We start from the raw sequence: 15349 nt of genomic DNA, 5'->3' as shown, positions 1-15349 counted from the left end.
TGCCTTCGGGCGGTTATCTACGGCTTCCCCTCGTGCAAGGCAAGGTGTAGAAGCCGCGACCAAACGCCCTTTCCGGGCCGCGGGGACCAGATGGTATGACACATCGCATCGCTTTCCAGGGGGAACTGGGCGCATATTCGCATCAGGCCTGCCGCGAGGCGCGCCCGGATCACGAGGCGCTGGCCTGCCGCACCTTCGAAGACGTGATCGAAGCGGTCCGCCAGTCCGAGGCCGACCTCGCCATGCTGCCGGTGGAAAATTCCACCTATGGCCGGGTTGCCGACATCCATTCGCTGCTGCCGCAGTCGGGTCTGCACATCATCGACGAGGCGTTCGTGCGCGTGCACATCAACCTGCTGGCGGTGCCCGGCACGCCGCTGGGGGTCGTGACCCAGGCGATGAGCCACACCGTCCTGCTGGGCCAGTGCCGCAAATTCCTGTCAGAACACGGCATCCACCGGGTCACCGGCGCCGACACCGCCGGATCGGCCCGGCATGTGGCGGAAAAAGGCGACCCGGCCCTGGCCGCGCTGGCCTCGGAACTGGCCGGTGAGATCTACGGCCTCGACGTGCTCGCCCGCCATATCGAGGATGAGGGAAACAACACCACGCGCTTTCTGATCATGTCGCGGCAGGCGGACATGTCGCGCCGCGGCGCGCACGGCATGATCACCAGTTTCGTCTTTCAGGTCAGGAACATACCGGCCGCGCTCTACAAGGCGATGGGCGGCTTCGCAACCAATGGCGTCAACATGACCAAGCTCGAATCCTACATGGTCGGCGGCTCCTTTACCGCGACGCAGTTCTATGCCGATATCGAAGGTCATCCCGACGATCCGGGCGTCAAGCTGGCGCTGGACGAGCTGGGATATTTCACCGACATGCTGGAAATCCTGGGCACCTATCCGCGCGACCCGCGCCGGGTCTGATCCGCGCCCCTTCTTCTTGGCTGAAACTCCTGAGAGCACGAGAGACAGCGTCTCTCGTATCGCCCAAGGGGCGATGTCTTCGCGCAGGCTCAGATCAACAGCCCCGCCGCACCTTCATGGCGCAGCAGCCAGACCTTCGTCTCGACCCCGCCGCGGGCGGAAAACCCGCCCAGGCCGCTTGCGCCCAGAACCCGGTGGCAGGGGATGATCACCGGGATTGGATTGCCGCCGCAGGCCTGCCCCACCACCTGCGCGGGCACGCCCAGATCCCTGGCCAGGTCGCCATAGGTGCGGGTTTCGCCCAAGGGTATGGCCTGCATCAGCGCGCAGACCGCGCGCTGGATATCGGACCCCGCCACCTCCAGCGGCAGATCGAACGGTTCGTCGCCGCCGTCGAAATAGCGGCGCAACTGCGCCTCGGCCCGCCGCAGAAGCGGGCTGTCGTCCGTCCCGCCGTCGCCCCACCGCAAAGAAATGATCGCGCCCTCGCTCTCGGTCAGGGTGAGCGGCCCAAGCGGCGAGGCAACCGTGCGCTCCGGCATGTCAGAGGCCGTAGCTTTGCCGCGTGACCGTCATGACCCCCGCCGCATCGCTGCGCACGATGAACAGATCGCCGTAGTCCAGCGGCGCCGGGTCGGGCAGGGCCAGCGCCTCCCAGATCGCGGCGATGTTACCCTTGTTGCCGACCCAAAGCACCGTGCGCCCGGCACTTTCGCGCACCAGCCGGGGCGCGGGATTTTCCGCCGGGCGGCGTTCCACCGTCATCCCCCGCGCGGCGGCAAGCGGGGCCGCGGTATCGAGGTTGCGCTGAATTCCGGGGCTGTAGATCGCGTCGAGCGGCATGCCGTCCAGCGCCCCGACCAGCGCCCGCGCCTGTGCCCGCCCCCGCTTGGTCAGGTCCTCACCGGTGCGTTCGGCATGTCGGATCACGATCAGCGTCGTGTCCGGCGCCAGCCCTGACACAGTGCCGGTCGCCGCACAGCCGGCGGTCAATGCCGCCAGTGTCAGAAGCACACAATCTCTGCGTTGCATGGAAATTCCTCCGTCATGGTAATGTGTCACAGATTAACCCCTCACCCCCATCCGGCCCAAGCAGAATTCAGCAGATCAGCGCGGCATTTCGTGTTAAGGTAGGCGCATTGATGAAGGATGCGCGCCATAGGTGCGGGATTTGAAAAAGGTCGATTGATGAAAGCCAGCCGCGACGCCCGTCTGGATTCGGCGCCCGCTCCGCGACAGGCGCGTGCGGCCCTGGCCCCGACCGGCGGGCCGCAAGCCGACCGGCTGACCGACCTGCGCGACCGGATCGACACCACCCTTCGGCTCGACCCTCAGCGGGCACTGGTGCAGCTTGTCGGCCGCTCTGACCGGGGACCGCTGCAGCGGGTGATCAGCACCAAACTTGCCGGCGACGGCTTTGGGCGAAAGACCACAGGCAATCAGCAGGCACTTGCGGCGCAGGTCACCGCCACGATAGCGTCGAACGACCGGGACGAGGCGAGCCGAGATATCGCGACGCTCGAAGCCTCCATTCAGCAGCGCCAGCACGAACAGCGTCAGCATCCGTCCGGCACCTCCGAGTATGCCAGTCACGCAGCGCGGATCGCGTTCGAGCAGCAGCAGCTTCAGCGGTTGCGAACCGCAAAGGCGGCAATGCCGCGGCGCCCTCGCGCGGCCCAACCAGCGCCCTCGGCGGCAGCGGCGGCGTCCGCTCCACCCGCGAATCGCTTCGCTATTTTGGCCCCGGACAGTGACAGCAGCGGCGACGAGGCGCCAAGCCCGGTCGCTGCCCCTCCCCCGAAACGCAAGCGCAAGCCAAAGATCAAACGCGCCGCCGCCCCGGCGCCGGCACCCGCCCCGGCGCAAGGCGGTGGGCTCGTGGGTTGGCTGCGCAGCTGGTGGCCGTGCTGACGCGCATGTCAGCGCCGCGTGACCACCGGGTGGGCGCGCGGCCGGAACCCGGCCCTCAGAGAGGCAGGAGATCGAGATGAAAGAGACAAAACCCGCAGCCAGCATGGATATCCCGCGCGTCATGCCGCCCCGCGTGCCGCATCCCGCCGGGCCGTTGCAGCGCCGCCTCGCCGACAGCCCGCGGCTGCAGGGCCTGCACGCCCTGCAACGCAAGGCCGACGCCGCGCATGGCGGCTTGCCGCAGTCTCTGGCGCACGGGATCGAACAGCTGTCGGGCGTGTCCATGGCCGGGGTCCGGGTGCACCGCAATTCCGCCGAGCCCGCGAAGGTCGGCGCGCTGGCCTATGCGCAGGGCCGCACCATCCACCTTGGCCCCGGTCAGGATCGTCACCTTCCGCACGAAGCCTGGCACGTCGCGCAGCAGGCGCAGGGCCGGGTGAAACCGACGCTGCAAAGCAAGGGCGTCGCGATCAACGACGACCCCGCGCTGGAGTCAGAGGCCGATACCATGGGCGCGAAGGCGGCGCAGTTCCGCGTCAGCGCCGCCACCCCGGCCTTGACGGCGGGCGGGCAGCGGGCGCCCGCACAGATGATCGGATTGCGCGCCTATCCCGCGCTTGCCCTGCCTGCGGGGGCACAGGCGGCGGGCCTGCAGACCGTGTCGATGCCCGCCGGGGACTACGCGCATTGGGGCGCCGCCTTGCAGCGTCGCGGCATTCCGCATGGCGCGGTGCCCAGCGGCGATCGGATGATCGTGACCCAATACGCCGGTGCGGTGACGCAGGCTTTCGGTTTGCCGTCACTGCGCCAGGCGACCTCCCTGCTGCTGTTCGCCGAGGCGCTGGCGACCATGGGCGCGGCGATTGCGGCCTTCAGCTTCAGCGGTGGTGTCGCCTGGTTCCCGGCGCTGCTTGGCGGGTTGTCGGGGCTGGCCAAGTTCCTGCGGGCGATCGTGACCTGGCCCAGCACAACCGAAGAAGGCACCGAGCGGCCGGCGGCAGGGTGGAAGATCATCGCCATGGACACCCTGCGCGGGGTCGAGGGCGGTCTGGCCCTGTGGGGCGCGCTGAGTCTCTCCGATCCGGCGGCGATCAAGAAACTGCCGCTGATCGTCTACGCGGCGATCAAGCTCGTGCGCTCGGCGATCCAGGCCTTGACCGACTTCCTGAAATGGAACGACAGCTGGGCCGGGGCGCGCACCTTCCTGTCATTCCTCGCCGCGTTTCTGCAATTGCTCGAAGGGGCGGCCCTGATGGTGGCGGGCATCGGCGGGATCGAGGCGGCAACAGCGACGTCCGAGACCTTGGGCGGCGCGATCAGCACCGGGATCGGCGTCAGCAAGGGCGTGCGCGCCGGTCTGCAGACGGGGGCGGCGGTCAAGGATATGAGGGCCGCAAATCCCGAACGGCAGCCGCTGATCGCCGATCACGGCGGCTATGAGGCCGATGTGGAAAGCGGCGGCGAAAGCGGATCGTTCCAGTTCAAACGCGCGCCGGTGGTTCAGATGGCGGGCGTGATGCAACTGCAGGACCGCGATACCTTTCTGCGCAATCTCGCTGCCTACAGCCCCGACACCTACCGGGCCTTGTTCCGCCAGCGCACCGAGGCGGAGGGATATGCCATCGTCGACGAATACCTGAGCGGCTACGACAAGGGCATCCCCGGCCATGCGTCGGGCAGCCGCGGCGGCAGGATGAACGCCGCGACGAAGGCGGGCATCGACCGTTTCGTGGCCTGGCTGGCCGGACGCGGCGGCGACGACGATGGCGGCGGAGGTAAGGGCGGCAAAGGCGGGAAACGGGGCGGCGGCAAGCGCGGCGGCGGTGGCGGCGGCGGCACCTCTGGCGCGGTGCCGGTGCAGGGAAAGGCGGCACCCGGCGGCTCGGTACGGTCGCAGTCTACCCGCGACCCGCCGATGAAGGTCTTCGGACATAATGGCCTGCAGAGCGGCAAAATCGTGCCGCGGGCCCCTCTGCAGAGGCTGGAAATCGGCGCTGCGGATGACGGCTCATTGCTGCAGATGGTCGAGGACATTGTCCGCGCCGCAGAAACGGCGGATGCCATCACGCGCGGTGGCGGGCCGTCCGCGCCGCTGTCGGCGCAAAGCCCCTTGATCGCCAAAGCCCTGGCCATCGCCAAGGGCGACGATGCGGTGGCCAAGGCCGGTTTGCGCAGGATGCTTGAGCAGGAGGTGTCGGACGCGCCGCCCGTTACGGTTGCCGGCACCGGTGCGACGACAGAGGTGGCTCAACGGGTGTCAGGCCCCGTGATCGCCGGCGGGGTGGTCGCACTGGCCGGCTTCGCCTATCTGGCCAAGCTGACCTACGACTATCTGCGCGACCGGCGCGAGGACCAGATGCTGGCGCAGCACTTCCTGAGCGGCAACCTGGCCGCAACGCCGATCCCCGCAGAGTTGAACGCAGGTGTCGCGGCGGCTGTCGGAAACGCCGCCAAAGCAGCGCAGATATTTGAAAACGTAAACAATTTTCGCTTCAGGTATATCGGTAATTTCGTCGGGCCGCGGGCGGCCTTCGCCACCCATCAGGGCGACTGCCAGACCTTGGTCGGGCTTTATCAGGAGGTTGCCCTGTTCAACGCCGTTCCCTTCGCGGTCGGTTCGTCCAATCAGCGCCAACTGGTCGCACCACTGCCGATCCATGGGCGGAATACGACATCGAATACCGAAGAGGGCAGCGCGTGGTATTTCCAGTCCCACACCTGGGCCATCGGCAATGGAACCGCCTATGATGTCCTCTTCATGCTGTCACCGCCGCCGCCTGTCGTTCTGGCGGTCGGGTCGGCGGTCCATAACAACGTGACCTACTATATATTCGCGGACGGGCGCTGCGTGATCGAACCCGGCCAGGCACATCTGGGCGTCCCTATTCTGCGCGAGGGGCGGGTGTTCCCAACTGCCATGGCCACGCAGGCGTTCATCAACGCCCATCCCTAGACGCCGTGGTGATGCGCACCTGCGCAACGTTACAAGGGGCCGGATCCTTCGGCGCCGACCCCCTTGACCGTCAGCCCACCGCCTGATCACAGCGCCCGCAGACGCCCTCGTGCGTGTGTGTGCCCACGTCCGGCAGGATCTTCCAGCAGCGCTGGCACTTGTCGCCCTGCGCGCGTTCGAAGACGACGCCGATGCCCGGAAGGTCGGGCAGGCGGTAGGCCTCGGCCGGGCTGGGGTCGGCGGTCAGCGCGATATCGGAGGTGATGCAGACATCCTCGAACGCCACGGATTTCAGCGCCTCCAGCGTGTCGGCATCCTCCACATGCACCACCGGGGCCGCTTCGAGCGAGGCGCCGATGACCTTGTCGGTACGCTGCACCTCGAGTGCGGCGGTCACCACGCGGCGGGCCTGCCGGACCCTGGACCACTTGGCCGCCAGCGGCTCGTCCAGCCAGTCGGCGGGCGTGGCGGGGATGTCCTGCAGGTGGACGGAGCTGTCGTCGCCCGGGAAGCGTTCGAGCCAGACCTCCTCCATCGTGAAGACCATGACCGGCGCCAGCCAGGTGGTCAGCCGGTGGAAGAGCAGATCGAGCACGGTGCGCGCGGCGCGGCGGCGCGGCGTGTCGCCGTCGCAGTACAGCGCGTCCTTGCGGATGTCGAAATAGAAGGCCGAGAGCTCCACCGTGGCGAAGTTGAACAGCGCCTGCGTCACGCCCTGGAAATCGAACGCGGCATAGCCGGTGCGGACCTTGTGGTCGAGCTCGGCCAGACGGTGCAGCACCCAGCGTTCCAGTTCCGGCATGTCGGCGGGGTCGACACGGTCCTTTTCCTCGAAAGACGACAGCGCGCCCAGAAGGAACCGCATGGTGTTGCGCAGGCGGCGGTAGCTGTCCGCCGTGCCCTTGAGGATCTCCGGCCCGATGCGCTGGTCGGCGGTATAGTCGGACTGCGCCACCCAAAGCCGCAGGATGTCGGCGCCGTATTGCTTGACCACATCGTCGGGGGCCACGGTGTTGCCGATGGACTTGGACATCTTGTTGCCCTTCTCGTCCAGCGTGAAACCGTGGGTGACGACGTTGCGATAGGGCGCGCGGCCCATCGTGCCGCAGGCCTGCAGCATCGAGGAATGGAACCAGCCGCGGTGCTGGTCGGTGCCTTCCATGTAGACATCCGCAATGCCGTCCTCGGTCCCGTCCTCGCGGTCGCGCAGGACGAAGGCATGGGTCGAGCCGGAATCGAACCAAACGTCGAGGATGTCGAACACCTGCTCCCAGTCGGCGGGGTCATGGTCGGACCCGAGGAACCGCTCTTTCGCACCGGGCTTGTACCAGGCATCCGCGCCTTCGGCCTCGAAGGCCTCGAGGATGCGGGCGTTCACACCCTCGTCCTTCAGCAGGAAATCGGGGTCCGTGGGCAAAGCGCCCTTCTTGGTAAAGCAGGTCAGCGGCACGCCCCAGGCGCGCTGGCGCGACAGCACCCAGTCGGGCCGCGCCTCGATCATCGAATAGAGGCGGTTGCGGCCCTTTTGCGGCGTCCATTTCACCAACTCGTCGATCGAGGTCAGCGCGCGTTCGCGAATCGTGGTGCCATAGGTGTCCTGCCCGTCGCCCACGGGGCGGTCGATGGCGGCGAACCACTGCGGCGTGTTGCGGTAGATCACCGGCGCCTTGGAGCGCCAGGAATGCGGATAGCTGTGCTTGATCTTGCCGCGCGCCAGCAGGCCGCCGACCTCGGCCAGCTTGTTGATCACGGCCGTGTTGGCATCGCCTTCCTTGCCCTTGCGGTTCAGGATGTATGTGCCGCCAAAGAACGGCAGGCTGTCGCGGAATTTGCCGTCATCCTCGACATTGTAGGTGATGACGTCCGCGAGCATCCCCAAATCGCGGTAAAGCTCGTATTCCTCCATCCCGTGGCTGGGCGCGCAATGGACGAAACCGGTGCCTTCCTCGTCGGTGACGAAATCGGCGGCGCGGAAGTCGCGGGGCTGGTCCCATTCGCCGTTCGATCCCTCGGCCCCCGCCAGCGGGTGCGTCAGGGTCATGCCCGACAGCTGCGCCGCGGTCACGTCGCGCACGCGCCGCCACTGGCTGGTCTCGAGCCGTGCCTTGGTCAGCGTCTGCTCGGCCAGCTTGTCGGCGAGGATGAAGCGGTCGCCCTTGGCTACCCAGGCGCCCTCGGGCGCGTCGGTGACCTCGTAAAGCCCATAGGCAAAGTCTTCGCCGAAGACGACGGCCTTGTTCGACGGGATGGTCCAGGGCGTGGTGGTCCAGATCACGACGTAGGCGCCGACAAGGTCGCCCGCGGTATCGGCCACGGCAGAGGCCACCGCCTCGCGATCCTCGTCCGACGCTTCCTCGTCCGACAGCTCCACATCCGGCAGATCGAAGGACGCGACGCGGAATTTCACCCAGATGGTGAAGCTGTCCTTGTCGTGATACTCGACCTCGGCCTCGGCCAGGGCGGTCTTTTCGATGGGCGACCACATCACGGGCTTGGAGCCCTGGTAGAGCGTGCCGGTCATCAGGAATTTCTGGAATTCCTCGGCGATGATGCGCTCGGCGCGGTAGTCCATCGTCAGGTACGGCTTGTCCCAGCAGCCGGTGATGCCCAGCCGCTTGAACTCGTCGCGCTGCACATCGATCCAGCCTTCGGCGAACTTGCGGCATTCCTGGCGGAAATCGACGACGTCCACCTTGTCCTTGTCCATGCCCTTGGCGCGGTACTTTTCCTCGATCTTCCATTCGATGGGCAGGCCGTGGCAGTCCCAACCGGGGATGTAGCGCGCATCATGCCCCATCATCTGGTGCGACCGCACGATCATGTCCTTGATCGTCTTGTTGAGCGCATGGCCGATGTGCAGATGCCCGTTGGCGTAAGGAGGGCCGTCATGCAGTGTGAAGGGCGTGCGGTTTCCGGCCCGGGCGCGCAGCGTGTCATAGATACCGATCTTGTCCCAGCGGGCCAGCCAGTCGGGTTCGCGCTTGGGCAGGCCCGCGCGCATCGGGAAATCGGTCTTGGGCAGGTTCAGCGTGTCTTTGTAGTCAACGGTCGTGTCGGGGGTGTCGGCGCACATTTGGGGCGTCCTCGGAATTCGGCTTGGGTAATGGATGAGGGGCGGCGCGGCAGTCCAGACGCCTTATCCCGGCGCAACGTGTCTTTACGGCGCCGGGCATATAATTCGGAGGATGATCGCGAAACGAGGCATCATGGCCGCGGTTATAGGCAAGCGCTGGCGGGGCGTCCAGTGGCCGATTGTGCCGCAGTGTGGGGCTGGGGTGCGCTTTGTCTCATTGCCGGGGCGGGCGTTTGCCGTGAAATGAGGATCATCGGGTGCGGAGTGTGTGATGCGGGAATTGAAGATAGCGGTGGCCGGGGCCGGGATCGGCGGGCTTGCGGTGGCGGCGGGCTGCGCATGGACCGGGCACGAGGTCACGGTCTTTGACCGCTTCGATGCCCCCGCCCCGGTGGGGTCGGGCCTAGTGATCCAGCCGGTCGGCCAGGCGGTTCTGGACTGGCTTGGGGCAATGACACCCGCGCGCGCCATGGGGGCGCAGATATATGAAATGCGCGGCCACGAAGCAGAGAACGGACGCCCGGTTCTGAACGTGCGCTACGGCCCCCACGGCGGCGGGCGGTTCGGTCTGGCGATCCACCGGGCGGCGCTTTTCGACGCGTTGCTGGCGGCTGCGCGGTCAGCGGGCGCGGATCTGCGCCCGGGCCATTCGGTGACACGCACGCAGGGAGGGCGGTTGTGGTTCGAAAACAAAGCAGCGGCGGGGCCGTTCGATCTGGTGGTCAACGCGACCGGCGCGGGGTCTGTCCTGTCGCCGCTGGTGGCAAAGCCGCTGCCCTACGGCGCGGTTTGGGCGACGGTGGACTGGCCGGATACGACCCTACCGCGCGATGCCCTGCGGCAGGTCTACCGCCGCGCTGACCGGATGATCGGCGTGCTGCCGATCGGCCAGGTGCCGGGTGCTGCGGGCCGCAAGGCCGCGATCTTCTGGTCGCTGCCCACGCAGGGCCATGATGCCTGGTTGGCCCGGGGGCTGGACGTCTGGCGGGCCGAGGCCGCGTCGCTTTGGCCCGACTTCGCCCCCTTCGCCGCGCAGATCACCGATCCGGGCCAGATGACAATGGCGCGCTATTCGCATGGCACGCTGGCCAATCCGGTTGCTGACCGCCTGGCGCATATCGGGGATGCCGCCCACCGGGCCAGCCCGCAGCTGGGGCAGGGTGCGAACATGGCGCTGCTGGATGCCCAGGCGCTGGTTCTGGCGCTGGACCACTCACGCGGGGACGTGCCGCTGGCCTTGTCGCAGTACCGCCGCGCGCGCCGCTGGCATGTGCGCGTCTACCAGGGCATGAGCCGCGCCTTCACCCCGCAGTACCAGTCCGACAGCCGCTGGCTGCCGGTCCTGCGCGACAGATTGCTGTTTCCGCTGTCACAGGTTCCGCCGGTGCCGCGCCTTCTGACCCGGCTGGTCTGCGGTGACATGCTGCCGCCGCTGGGCACGCTTCAGGTGGGGTCCTGAACCGGCGCTCTGAAGGCCGCGTTGCGTGCGCGTCGGGTGCGGTGCGTGCGCAGGACAATCGCGCAGACGCCGATCAGGATCCAGAACGTCTGGATCAACGCCGAGGCGAGGTTGAAATCGGTCATCAGGCTGAAAAGCACCAGCGACGCGGCGACGATGTTGATGGCAAAGTAGCGCGCGCTTTCGCTGCTCATCAGCCGGAATGACAGGCAACAGTAGTTTATCACGTATGTGCAAAACCCCAGGAGCCCCATCCATTGATGCAAGGTCAACGCGTGGAAATCGGGAAAGGCATCGGTCATGAGAAATCGCTTTCGTCAAAGGATAAAGGGTCGTTCGGTCAGGGACTGCGCCCCGAAGCGCGAAAATTGCGCTTGCCCTCTTCATGCCGGAAAACCGTCCGGCAACACAGTCCGGAATACCCGACTTACGCATTTTTCACGGGACAAGCGGCCCGCTCAGCCGCTGAAAAGGGTGCCGACGAAATAGGCGATGGCTGCGGCGACGCCGCCGATTGTCAGCGTCTCGAGCCCTGACCGCCACCATGACGCCAGCGACCACTGGCTCTTGTAGGTGCCGATGGCAAAGAACGTGGCCATGGTCAGCACGGTCGAGACCGGAAAGGCGTTCGGCACGCCGAAGATGAAGGGCAAGAGCGGCACCATCCCCGCCACCAGGAACGCCAGGAAGGTGGTGATCGCGGCGCGCATCGGGTGCGGATCGACCGACGCCAGGCCGTATTCGCCCTCAAGCATCATCTGGATCCACAGATCCTTGTCCGAGGCGATCTGCTCTACCGCTTCGTCCAGCGCGGAGCCGGACAGGCCCTTCAGGTGAAGGATATGACGCAATTCCCGCTTTTCGCCCTCGGGGTCCTTGGCGATGTGACGTTCCTCGATCCGGCGCAGGCGCTTGATGTCGTCGAGTTCGGCCTTGGTGCCGGAATAGTTGCCCGCGGCCATGGAAAACCCGTCGGCCAGCACATTGGCGATGCCAAGTGCGACGATGATCAGCGGCGACAGGCCCGCGCCCGCGACCCCGGCGACGATCGCGAAGGTCGTGACCGACCCGTCGATGGCGCCATAGACGATATCACGCAGATAGCCGCGACCGGGCGGGGTGCCGATGCGGTCCTCGATCTCGTCCTGGGAGTGGCCGTGTTCGGGGATGCTGTCGGGCATGGCAGACCTTTGCGGTTGATCGTCAGGATATCGCAGGCGAACCGGGGCGGTAAAGGGGGCCAGCCGTGATCGGGCCGGTGCGGGGCAGCGCCCTCAGCCCTTGTTGAACAATCCGCCAAGCGCGGACGAGATGATGCCGCGCACCGAGGGGCGTTTGCCGCGCGAAAAGGGCAGCGGGCGGCAGACCTCCATCGCGGCGACGCCGACACGGGCGGTCAGGGCGCCGTTGACCAGCCCCTCGCCGAACCGGCGCGACAGCTTGGCCAGCAGTCCGCCGCCCAGGATCGGTTCGAGCATGTCGTCACCCACGGCCACGGCGCCGGTGGCGACAAGGTGAGAGAATACCGCCCGCGTCAGCCGCCAGCTGCCCAAGGTGCCGGACCGGCCGCCATAAATCTCGGCGATGCGCCGGATCATCCGCAGGTTCGAGGTGAGCGCCGCCGCCACATCCGCAAGCGCCAGCGGTACCAGGGCCGTGACCGTTGCGACCTGGCGCGCCGCGGCCTCGACCTCGCGCCGGGCGGCAAGGTCGAGCGGTGACAGAAGCTCTGTCTCGACCAGATCGAACAGGGTTTCGGTGTCGAAGGCATCGGCCTGCCGTTCGGCCAGCCGGTCGCGGCCCCAACGGGTGTCGTCGCGCCCGCCGTACAGCGACACAAGCTGCGCGGTGACGGTTCGGGCGGCGGTCAGGTCATCCTCGGCACGGGCCTTGGCGGCGGCGCGGTGCAGCCTGTCGACCCGGCCCAGCCGCGAAAATGCCGCCAGTTCCTTGATCGCGATCAGCACGATCACGCCCGCGAAAAGCACCATCATCAGCGCCACGGCATAGCCCAGCAGCGGCGTGCCGGCGATCAGGCCGGTGACGAATTCCCAGGCCGCGATCGACACAAGCGTGCCGATGAGCGCGGTCAGCAGCGCCCAGAACCAGCGCGCCAGCCGCGACGGTTTGCGCGCGGCCAATGCGGCGGCGGTGGCCATGGCCTGGCCCTTGGGCAGGGGCTGGTCGATATCGGGCACCGGTGGTGCGTCGGCGGGACTCTGCACCGGTTGATCGAGATCGAGATCGAAAAGAACGGGGCCCTTGCGGTCGCTCATGTCTTGGCCTTCCGTTGCCAGAGGAATTGGATGTCGGGCAGGCCTTCCTCGTTGCCCGACCCGTCGCCGCGCGACACTTCGGCAAAGCCTTCGCGCTGATAGAACCGCTGCGCGCCGGAATTCGCCTCGAAGGTCCAGAGCCGCAGCGTGTCGGCGTGTGCCTTGGCGTCCTCCATCAGCGCGCGGCCCACCCCTTCGCCGCGGGCCTGCGGGCTGATGAAAACCGCGTGGATGAAATCGTCCTCGCGCGCCAGAAGACCCAGGATCAGCGGCTTTTGCAGATGTTCGGCCACCGTGACCCAGCCACGGTCGATCATCGTGGCGGCATGGGCGATATCTTCGGCCCCGGTATGCAGGCGCGGTTTCCAGGGCTGTGCGGTCACCGCTTCGGTCAGGATCGCGCCGATCTTGCCGGCATCGGTTGACCGGGCGGGGCGCAGGAAAAAGCTCATAGCCGGTCCCCGAAAAGGAACTGCGCGGCGCGGTCAAGCCGGATGTGCGGCGGCCCTTCGCCGGGTTTCAGCGACAGCGGTGCGGGGGCGAAGCGCATCACCTGGTAATCCTGGTCGAGCCACTTCGTCGCCCCGTTCCGCGCCGGGTTGAGCAAGTGCGCGGGATCATCCGGCAGTTCCCCGGGATAGAAGGCGGCCTGTTTGCCGCTGTCGAGGAGCGTGCCGCGCACCACGTCGAGCGTGCTGCCGTTGTGAGGGCGCTGTTCTTCGGTGGTGGCGCGCAGGGCGGCGATGGCCATGGCGGCGGTTTCGGCCCCGGCAAAGCGCGCGCGGTCGCGGGCGTCGCGGGTCAGCGCCTCCATGACCGCGGCCAGGCGTTTGTGCTGGGAATGGTGCAGATGGTCGGCCTTGGTCGCCGCGAAAAGGATCTTTTCCACCCGTTTGCCCAAGAGCAGCTGGGTCAGGAAGGCGTTTCGTCCAGGCCGGAAGGCCGACAGGATATCGGCCATGGTGCGGCGCAGATCCTCGACCGCTGCGGGGCCCTGGTGGATGGCCCCCAGCGCGTCGACCAGCACCACCTGCCGGTCGATCCGGGCGAAGTGATCGCGGAAGAAGGGTTTGACGACGCGGGATTTGTAGGCCTCGAACCGGCGCTCCATCTCGCGCCAGAGGGACCGGCGCGGGGCGCCGGTCTGTGGCGGCAGGGGCGCGAAGGTCAGCACCGGACTGCCCGCCAGATCGCCGGGGAGCAGAAACCGGCCGGGGGTGAGGTCAGAAAACCCGGCATCGCGCGCGGCCTCAAGGTAGGCTGTGAAGGTTCGGGTCAGGGTCTGGGCGCGCACCTCGTCCAGCTCTGCCGTGCTGTCCTCGGCATGGGCGAGATCGCGGAATTCTGCCCCCGAGGGGCGCGTTTCCATTCGCGCCAGCGCGTCGGCGGACCAGTCGGCATAGCCCTTGTCGAGCAGCGCAAGATCCAGCAGCCATTCGCCGGGGTAGTCGATGATGTCCAGATGCACGGTGCGCGGGCTTTGAAACCCGGCCAGTAGACCCGACGGCTTGACCCGCAGCGACAGCCGCAATTCGCTGATCGCGCGGGTGCTTTGCGGCCAGTGCGGTGTGCGCGAGGTCAGCGCCGCGCGGTGATTTTCGTATTCGAACCGCGGCACCGTATCGTCGGGTTGCGGCTGCAGATAGGCCGAGGCGATGCGCCCCTCGGCCGCCGCCAGAAGCCCCGGCATTCGCCCCCGGTCCATCAGGTTGGCCACCAGGGAGGTGATGAACACGGTCTTGCCGGACCGCGCCAACCCGGTGACGCCCAGCCGGATCACCGGTTCAAAGAACGTCTCGGACACCGTGCCGGTGACGTTTTCAACCCCGCGGGTCAGCGTATCGGCGATGGTTCCGAGGACCACGGGCTGCTCTCCTTCTTCCGGCCTAGGGGGCAAGATAGCCACGGCTTGGGCCGGGTTCCAGTGCTCATGGGGGATTGTGGCGCGCGCAGGCCATGGGGTAGGACACGCCATGCCCCGCTTTGCCCTCAAAGTCGAATATCATGGCAGCCCGTTCGCGGGCTGGCAGCGGCAGGCCGACCAGCCCTCGGTGCAGGGCGCGATCGAGGTGGCGCTTGCCCGGCTGGAGTCTGGCCCGCACACCATCGCCGCCGCCGGGCGCACGGATGCGGGCGTGCACGCGCGCGGGCAGGTCTGCCATTGTGACCTGCAAAAAAGCTGGACGCCGTTCCGGCTGTCCGAGGCGCTGAACTATCATCTGAAGCCGCAGCCCGTCGCGATCACCGCCTGCGCCGAGGTGCCCGAGGAGTGGCACGCGCGGTTCAGCGCGACGGAACGGCGCTACCTTTACCGGCTGCTGCCGCGCCGTGCGCCGTTGACAATGGAGGCGGGCCAGGTCTGGAAAGTGCCAGCTCCGCTGGATGTCGCAGCCATGCAAGAGGCAGCAAAGCATCTGGTCGGGCGGCATGATTTCACCACCTTCCGGTCGACCATGTGCCAGGCGCAATCGCCGATAAAGACGCTGGACGAGATCTCTTTCGAGGTCGTCGACACGGGCGCCGGGGCAGAGGTGCAGGCACGGTTTCGCGCCCGGTCGTTCCTGCACAACCAGGTGCGCAGCCTGATCGGTACGCTTGAGCGGGTCGGGGCCGGGGCCTGGTCGCCGGAGGAAGTGAAAACTGCGCTCGAAGCCCGGGACCGGGCGGCCTGCGGCCCGGTAGCGCCACCGCAGGGTCTCTATCTGATGGGTGTGGGCTATCCCGAACCGGTCTTTGACTGACGAATTG

The 15349-nt window shown here is 67.2% G+C and carries 13 protein-coding genes; 5 read left to right on the top strand and 8 right to left on the bottom strand.

Going from position 1 to position 15349, the window contains the following annotated elements:
* The first annotated feature begins 95 nt into the window (after positions 1-95).
* A complete protein-coding gene (locus tag ACOXXX_RS05895) occupies positions 96-929 on the top strand; it encodes a prephenate dehydratase (RefSeq protein WP_422825626.1) in 834 nt (277 codons plus the stop codon).
* Between the two features lie 89 nt (positions 930-1018).
* Here ACOXXX_RS05895 and ACOXXX_RS05890 read toward each other — a convergent pair whose 3' ends face one another.
* Positions 1019-1471, bottom strand: coding sequence for a methylated-DNA--[protein]-cysteine S-methyltransferase (locus ACOXXX_RS05890; protein WP_422825625.1), 453 nt, complete (start codon positions 1469-1471; stop codon positions 1019-1021).
* Between the two features lies 1 nt (position 1472).
* The gene (locus ACOXXX_RS05885) at positions 1473-1961 is read right to left on the bottom strand and encodes a histidine phosphatase family protein (RefSeq protein ID WP_422825624.1); all 489 of its coding nucleotides are present in this window, start codon (positions 1959-1961) and stop codon (positions 1473-1475) included.
* Between the two features lie 156 nt (positions 1962-2117).
* Here ACOXXX_RS05885 and ACOXXX_RS05880 point away from each other — a divergent pair, with 156 nt between their 5' ends.
* The gene (locus ACOXXX_RS05880) at positions 2118-2840 is read left to right on the top strand and encodes a hypothetical protein (RefSeq protein ID WP_422825623.1); all 723 of its coding nucleotides are present in this window, start codon (positions 2118-2120) and stop codon (positions 2838-2840) included.
* Positions 2841-2916: 76 nt separating this feature from the next.
* The gene (locus tag ACOXXX_RS05875; protein ID WP_422825622.1) at positions 2917-5793 is read left to right on the top strand and encodes an eCIS core domain-containing protein; all 2877 of its coding nucleotides are present in this window, start codon (positions 2917-2919) and stop codon (positions 5791-5793) included.
* 70 nt (positions 5794-5863) lie between these two features.
* Here the strand turns inward: ACOXXX_RS05875 and ileS are convergent, their stop codons facing one another.
* On the bottom strand, positions 5864-8866 hold the full coding sequence (gene ileS, locus ACOXXX_RS05870) for an isoleucine--tRNA ligase (protein WP_422825621.1): 3003 nt from the start codon (positions 8864-8866) through the stop codon (positions 5864-5866).
* A gap of 271 nt (positions 8867-9137) precedes the next feature.
* Between ileS and ACOXXX_RS05865 the strand changes: the two genes are divergently transcribed.
* Entirely contained in the window at positions 9138-10325 is a 1188-nt protein-coding gene (locus tag ACOXXX_RS05865) for an FAD-dependent oxidoreductase (RefSeq protein WP_422825620.1), read from the top strand.
* Here the strand turns inward: ACOXXX_RS05865 and ACOXXX_RS05860 are convergent.
* The 5 genes from ACOXXX_RS05860 to ACOXXX_RS05840 form a co-directional block, all read right to left on the bottom strand.
* Positions 10310-10579 carry a CBU_0592 family membrane protein gene (locus ACOXXX_RS05860; RefSeq protein ID WP_422825826.1) on the bottom strand — a complete coding sequence of 90 codons (270 nt, stop codon included), beginning with the start codon at positions 10577-10579 and terminating at the stop codon, positions 10310-10312. The genes ACOXXX_RS05865 and ACOXXX_RS05860 overlap by 16 nt on opposite strands.
* A 204-nt stretch (positions 10580-10783) precedes the next feature.
* Positions 10784-11506, bottom strand: a complete 723-nt coding sequence (locus tag ACOXXX_RS05855) for a VIT1/CCC1 transporter family protein (RefSeq protein WP_422825619.1) — start codon at positions 11504-11506, stop codon at positions 10784-10786.
* A gap of 93 nt (positions 11507-11599) precedes the next feature.
* Positions 11600-12601, bottom strand: a complete 1002-nt coding sequence (locus tag ACOXXX_RS05850; RefSeq protein WP_422825618.1) for a YcjF family protein — start codon at positions 12599-12601, stop codon at positions 11600-11602.
* The gene (locus ACOXXX_RS05845) at positions 12598-13053 is read right to left on the bottom strand and encodes a GNAT family N-acetyltransferase (protein WP_422825617.1); all 456 of its coding nucleotides are present in this window, start codon (positions 13051-13053) and stop codon (positions 12598-12600) included. Before ACOXXX_RS05845 ends, ACOXXX_RS05850 begins: the two co-directional genes overlap by 4 nt.
* Positions 13050-14465 carry a YcjX family protein gene (locus ACOXXX_RS05840; protein ID WP_422825616.1) on the bottom strand — a complete coding sequence of 472 codons (1416 nt, stop codon included), beginning with the start codon at positions 14463-14465 and terminating at the stop codon, positions 13050-13052. The genes ACOXXX_RS05845 and ACOXXX_RS05840 overlap by 4 nt, the downstream gene beginning before the upstream one ends.
* A 109-nt stretch (positions 14466-14574) precedes the next feature.
* On the opposite strand from ACOXXX_RS05840, the gene truA reads away from it, so the two are divergent.
* Positions 14575-15342, top strand: a complete 768-nt coding sequence (gene truA / locus ACOXXX_RS05835) for a tRNA pseudouridine(38-40) synthase TruA (RefSeq protein WP_422825615.1) — start codon at positions 14575-14577, stop codon at positions 15340-15342.
* Positions 15343-15349 lie beyond the last annotated feature (7 nt).

This window comes from Thalassococcus sp. BH17M4-6, from assembly GCF_049323015.1.
Lineage (GTDB): Bacteria > Pseudomonadota > Alphaproteobacteria > Rhodobacterales > Rhodobacteraceae > Puniceibacterium.
The sequence above is the reverse complement of the archived record's forward strand: the minus strand, read 5'-3'. Positions and strand labels throughout refer to the sequence as shown.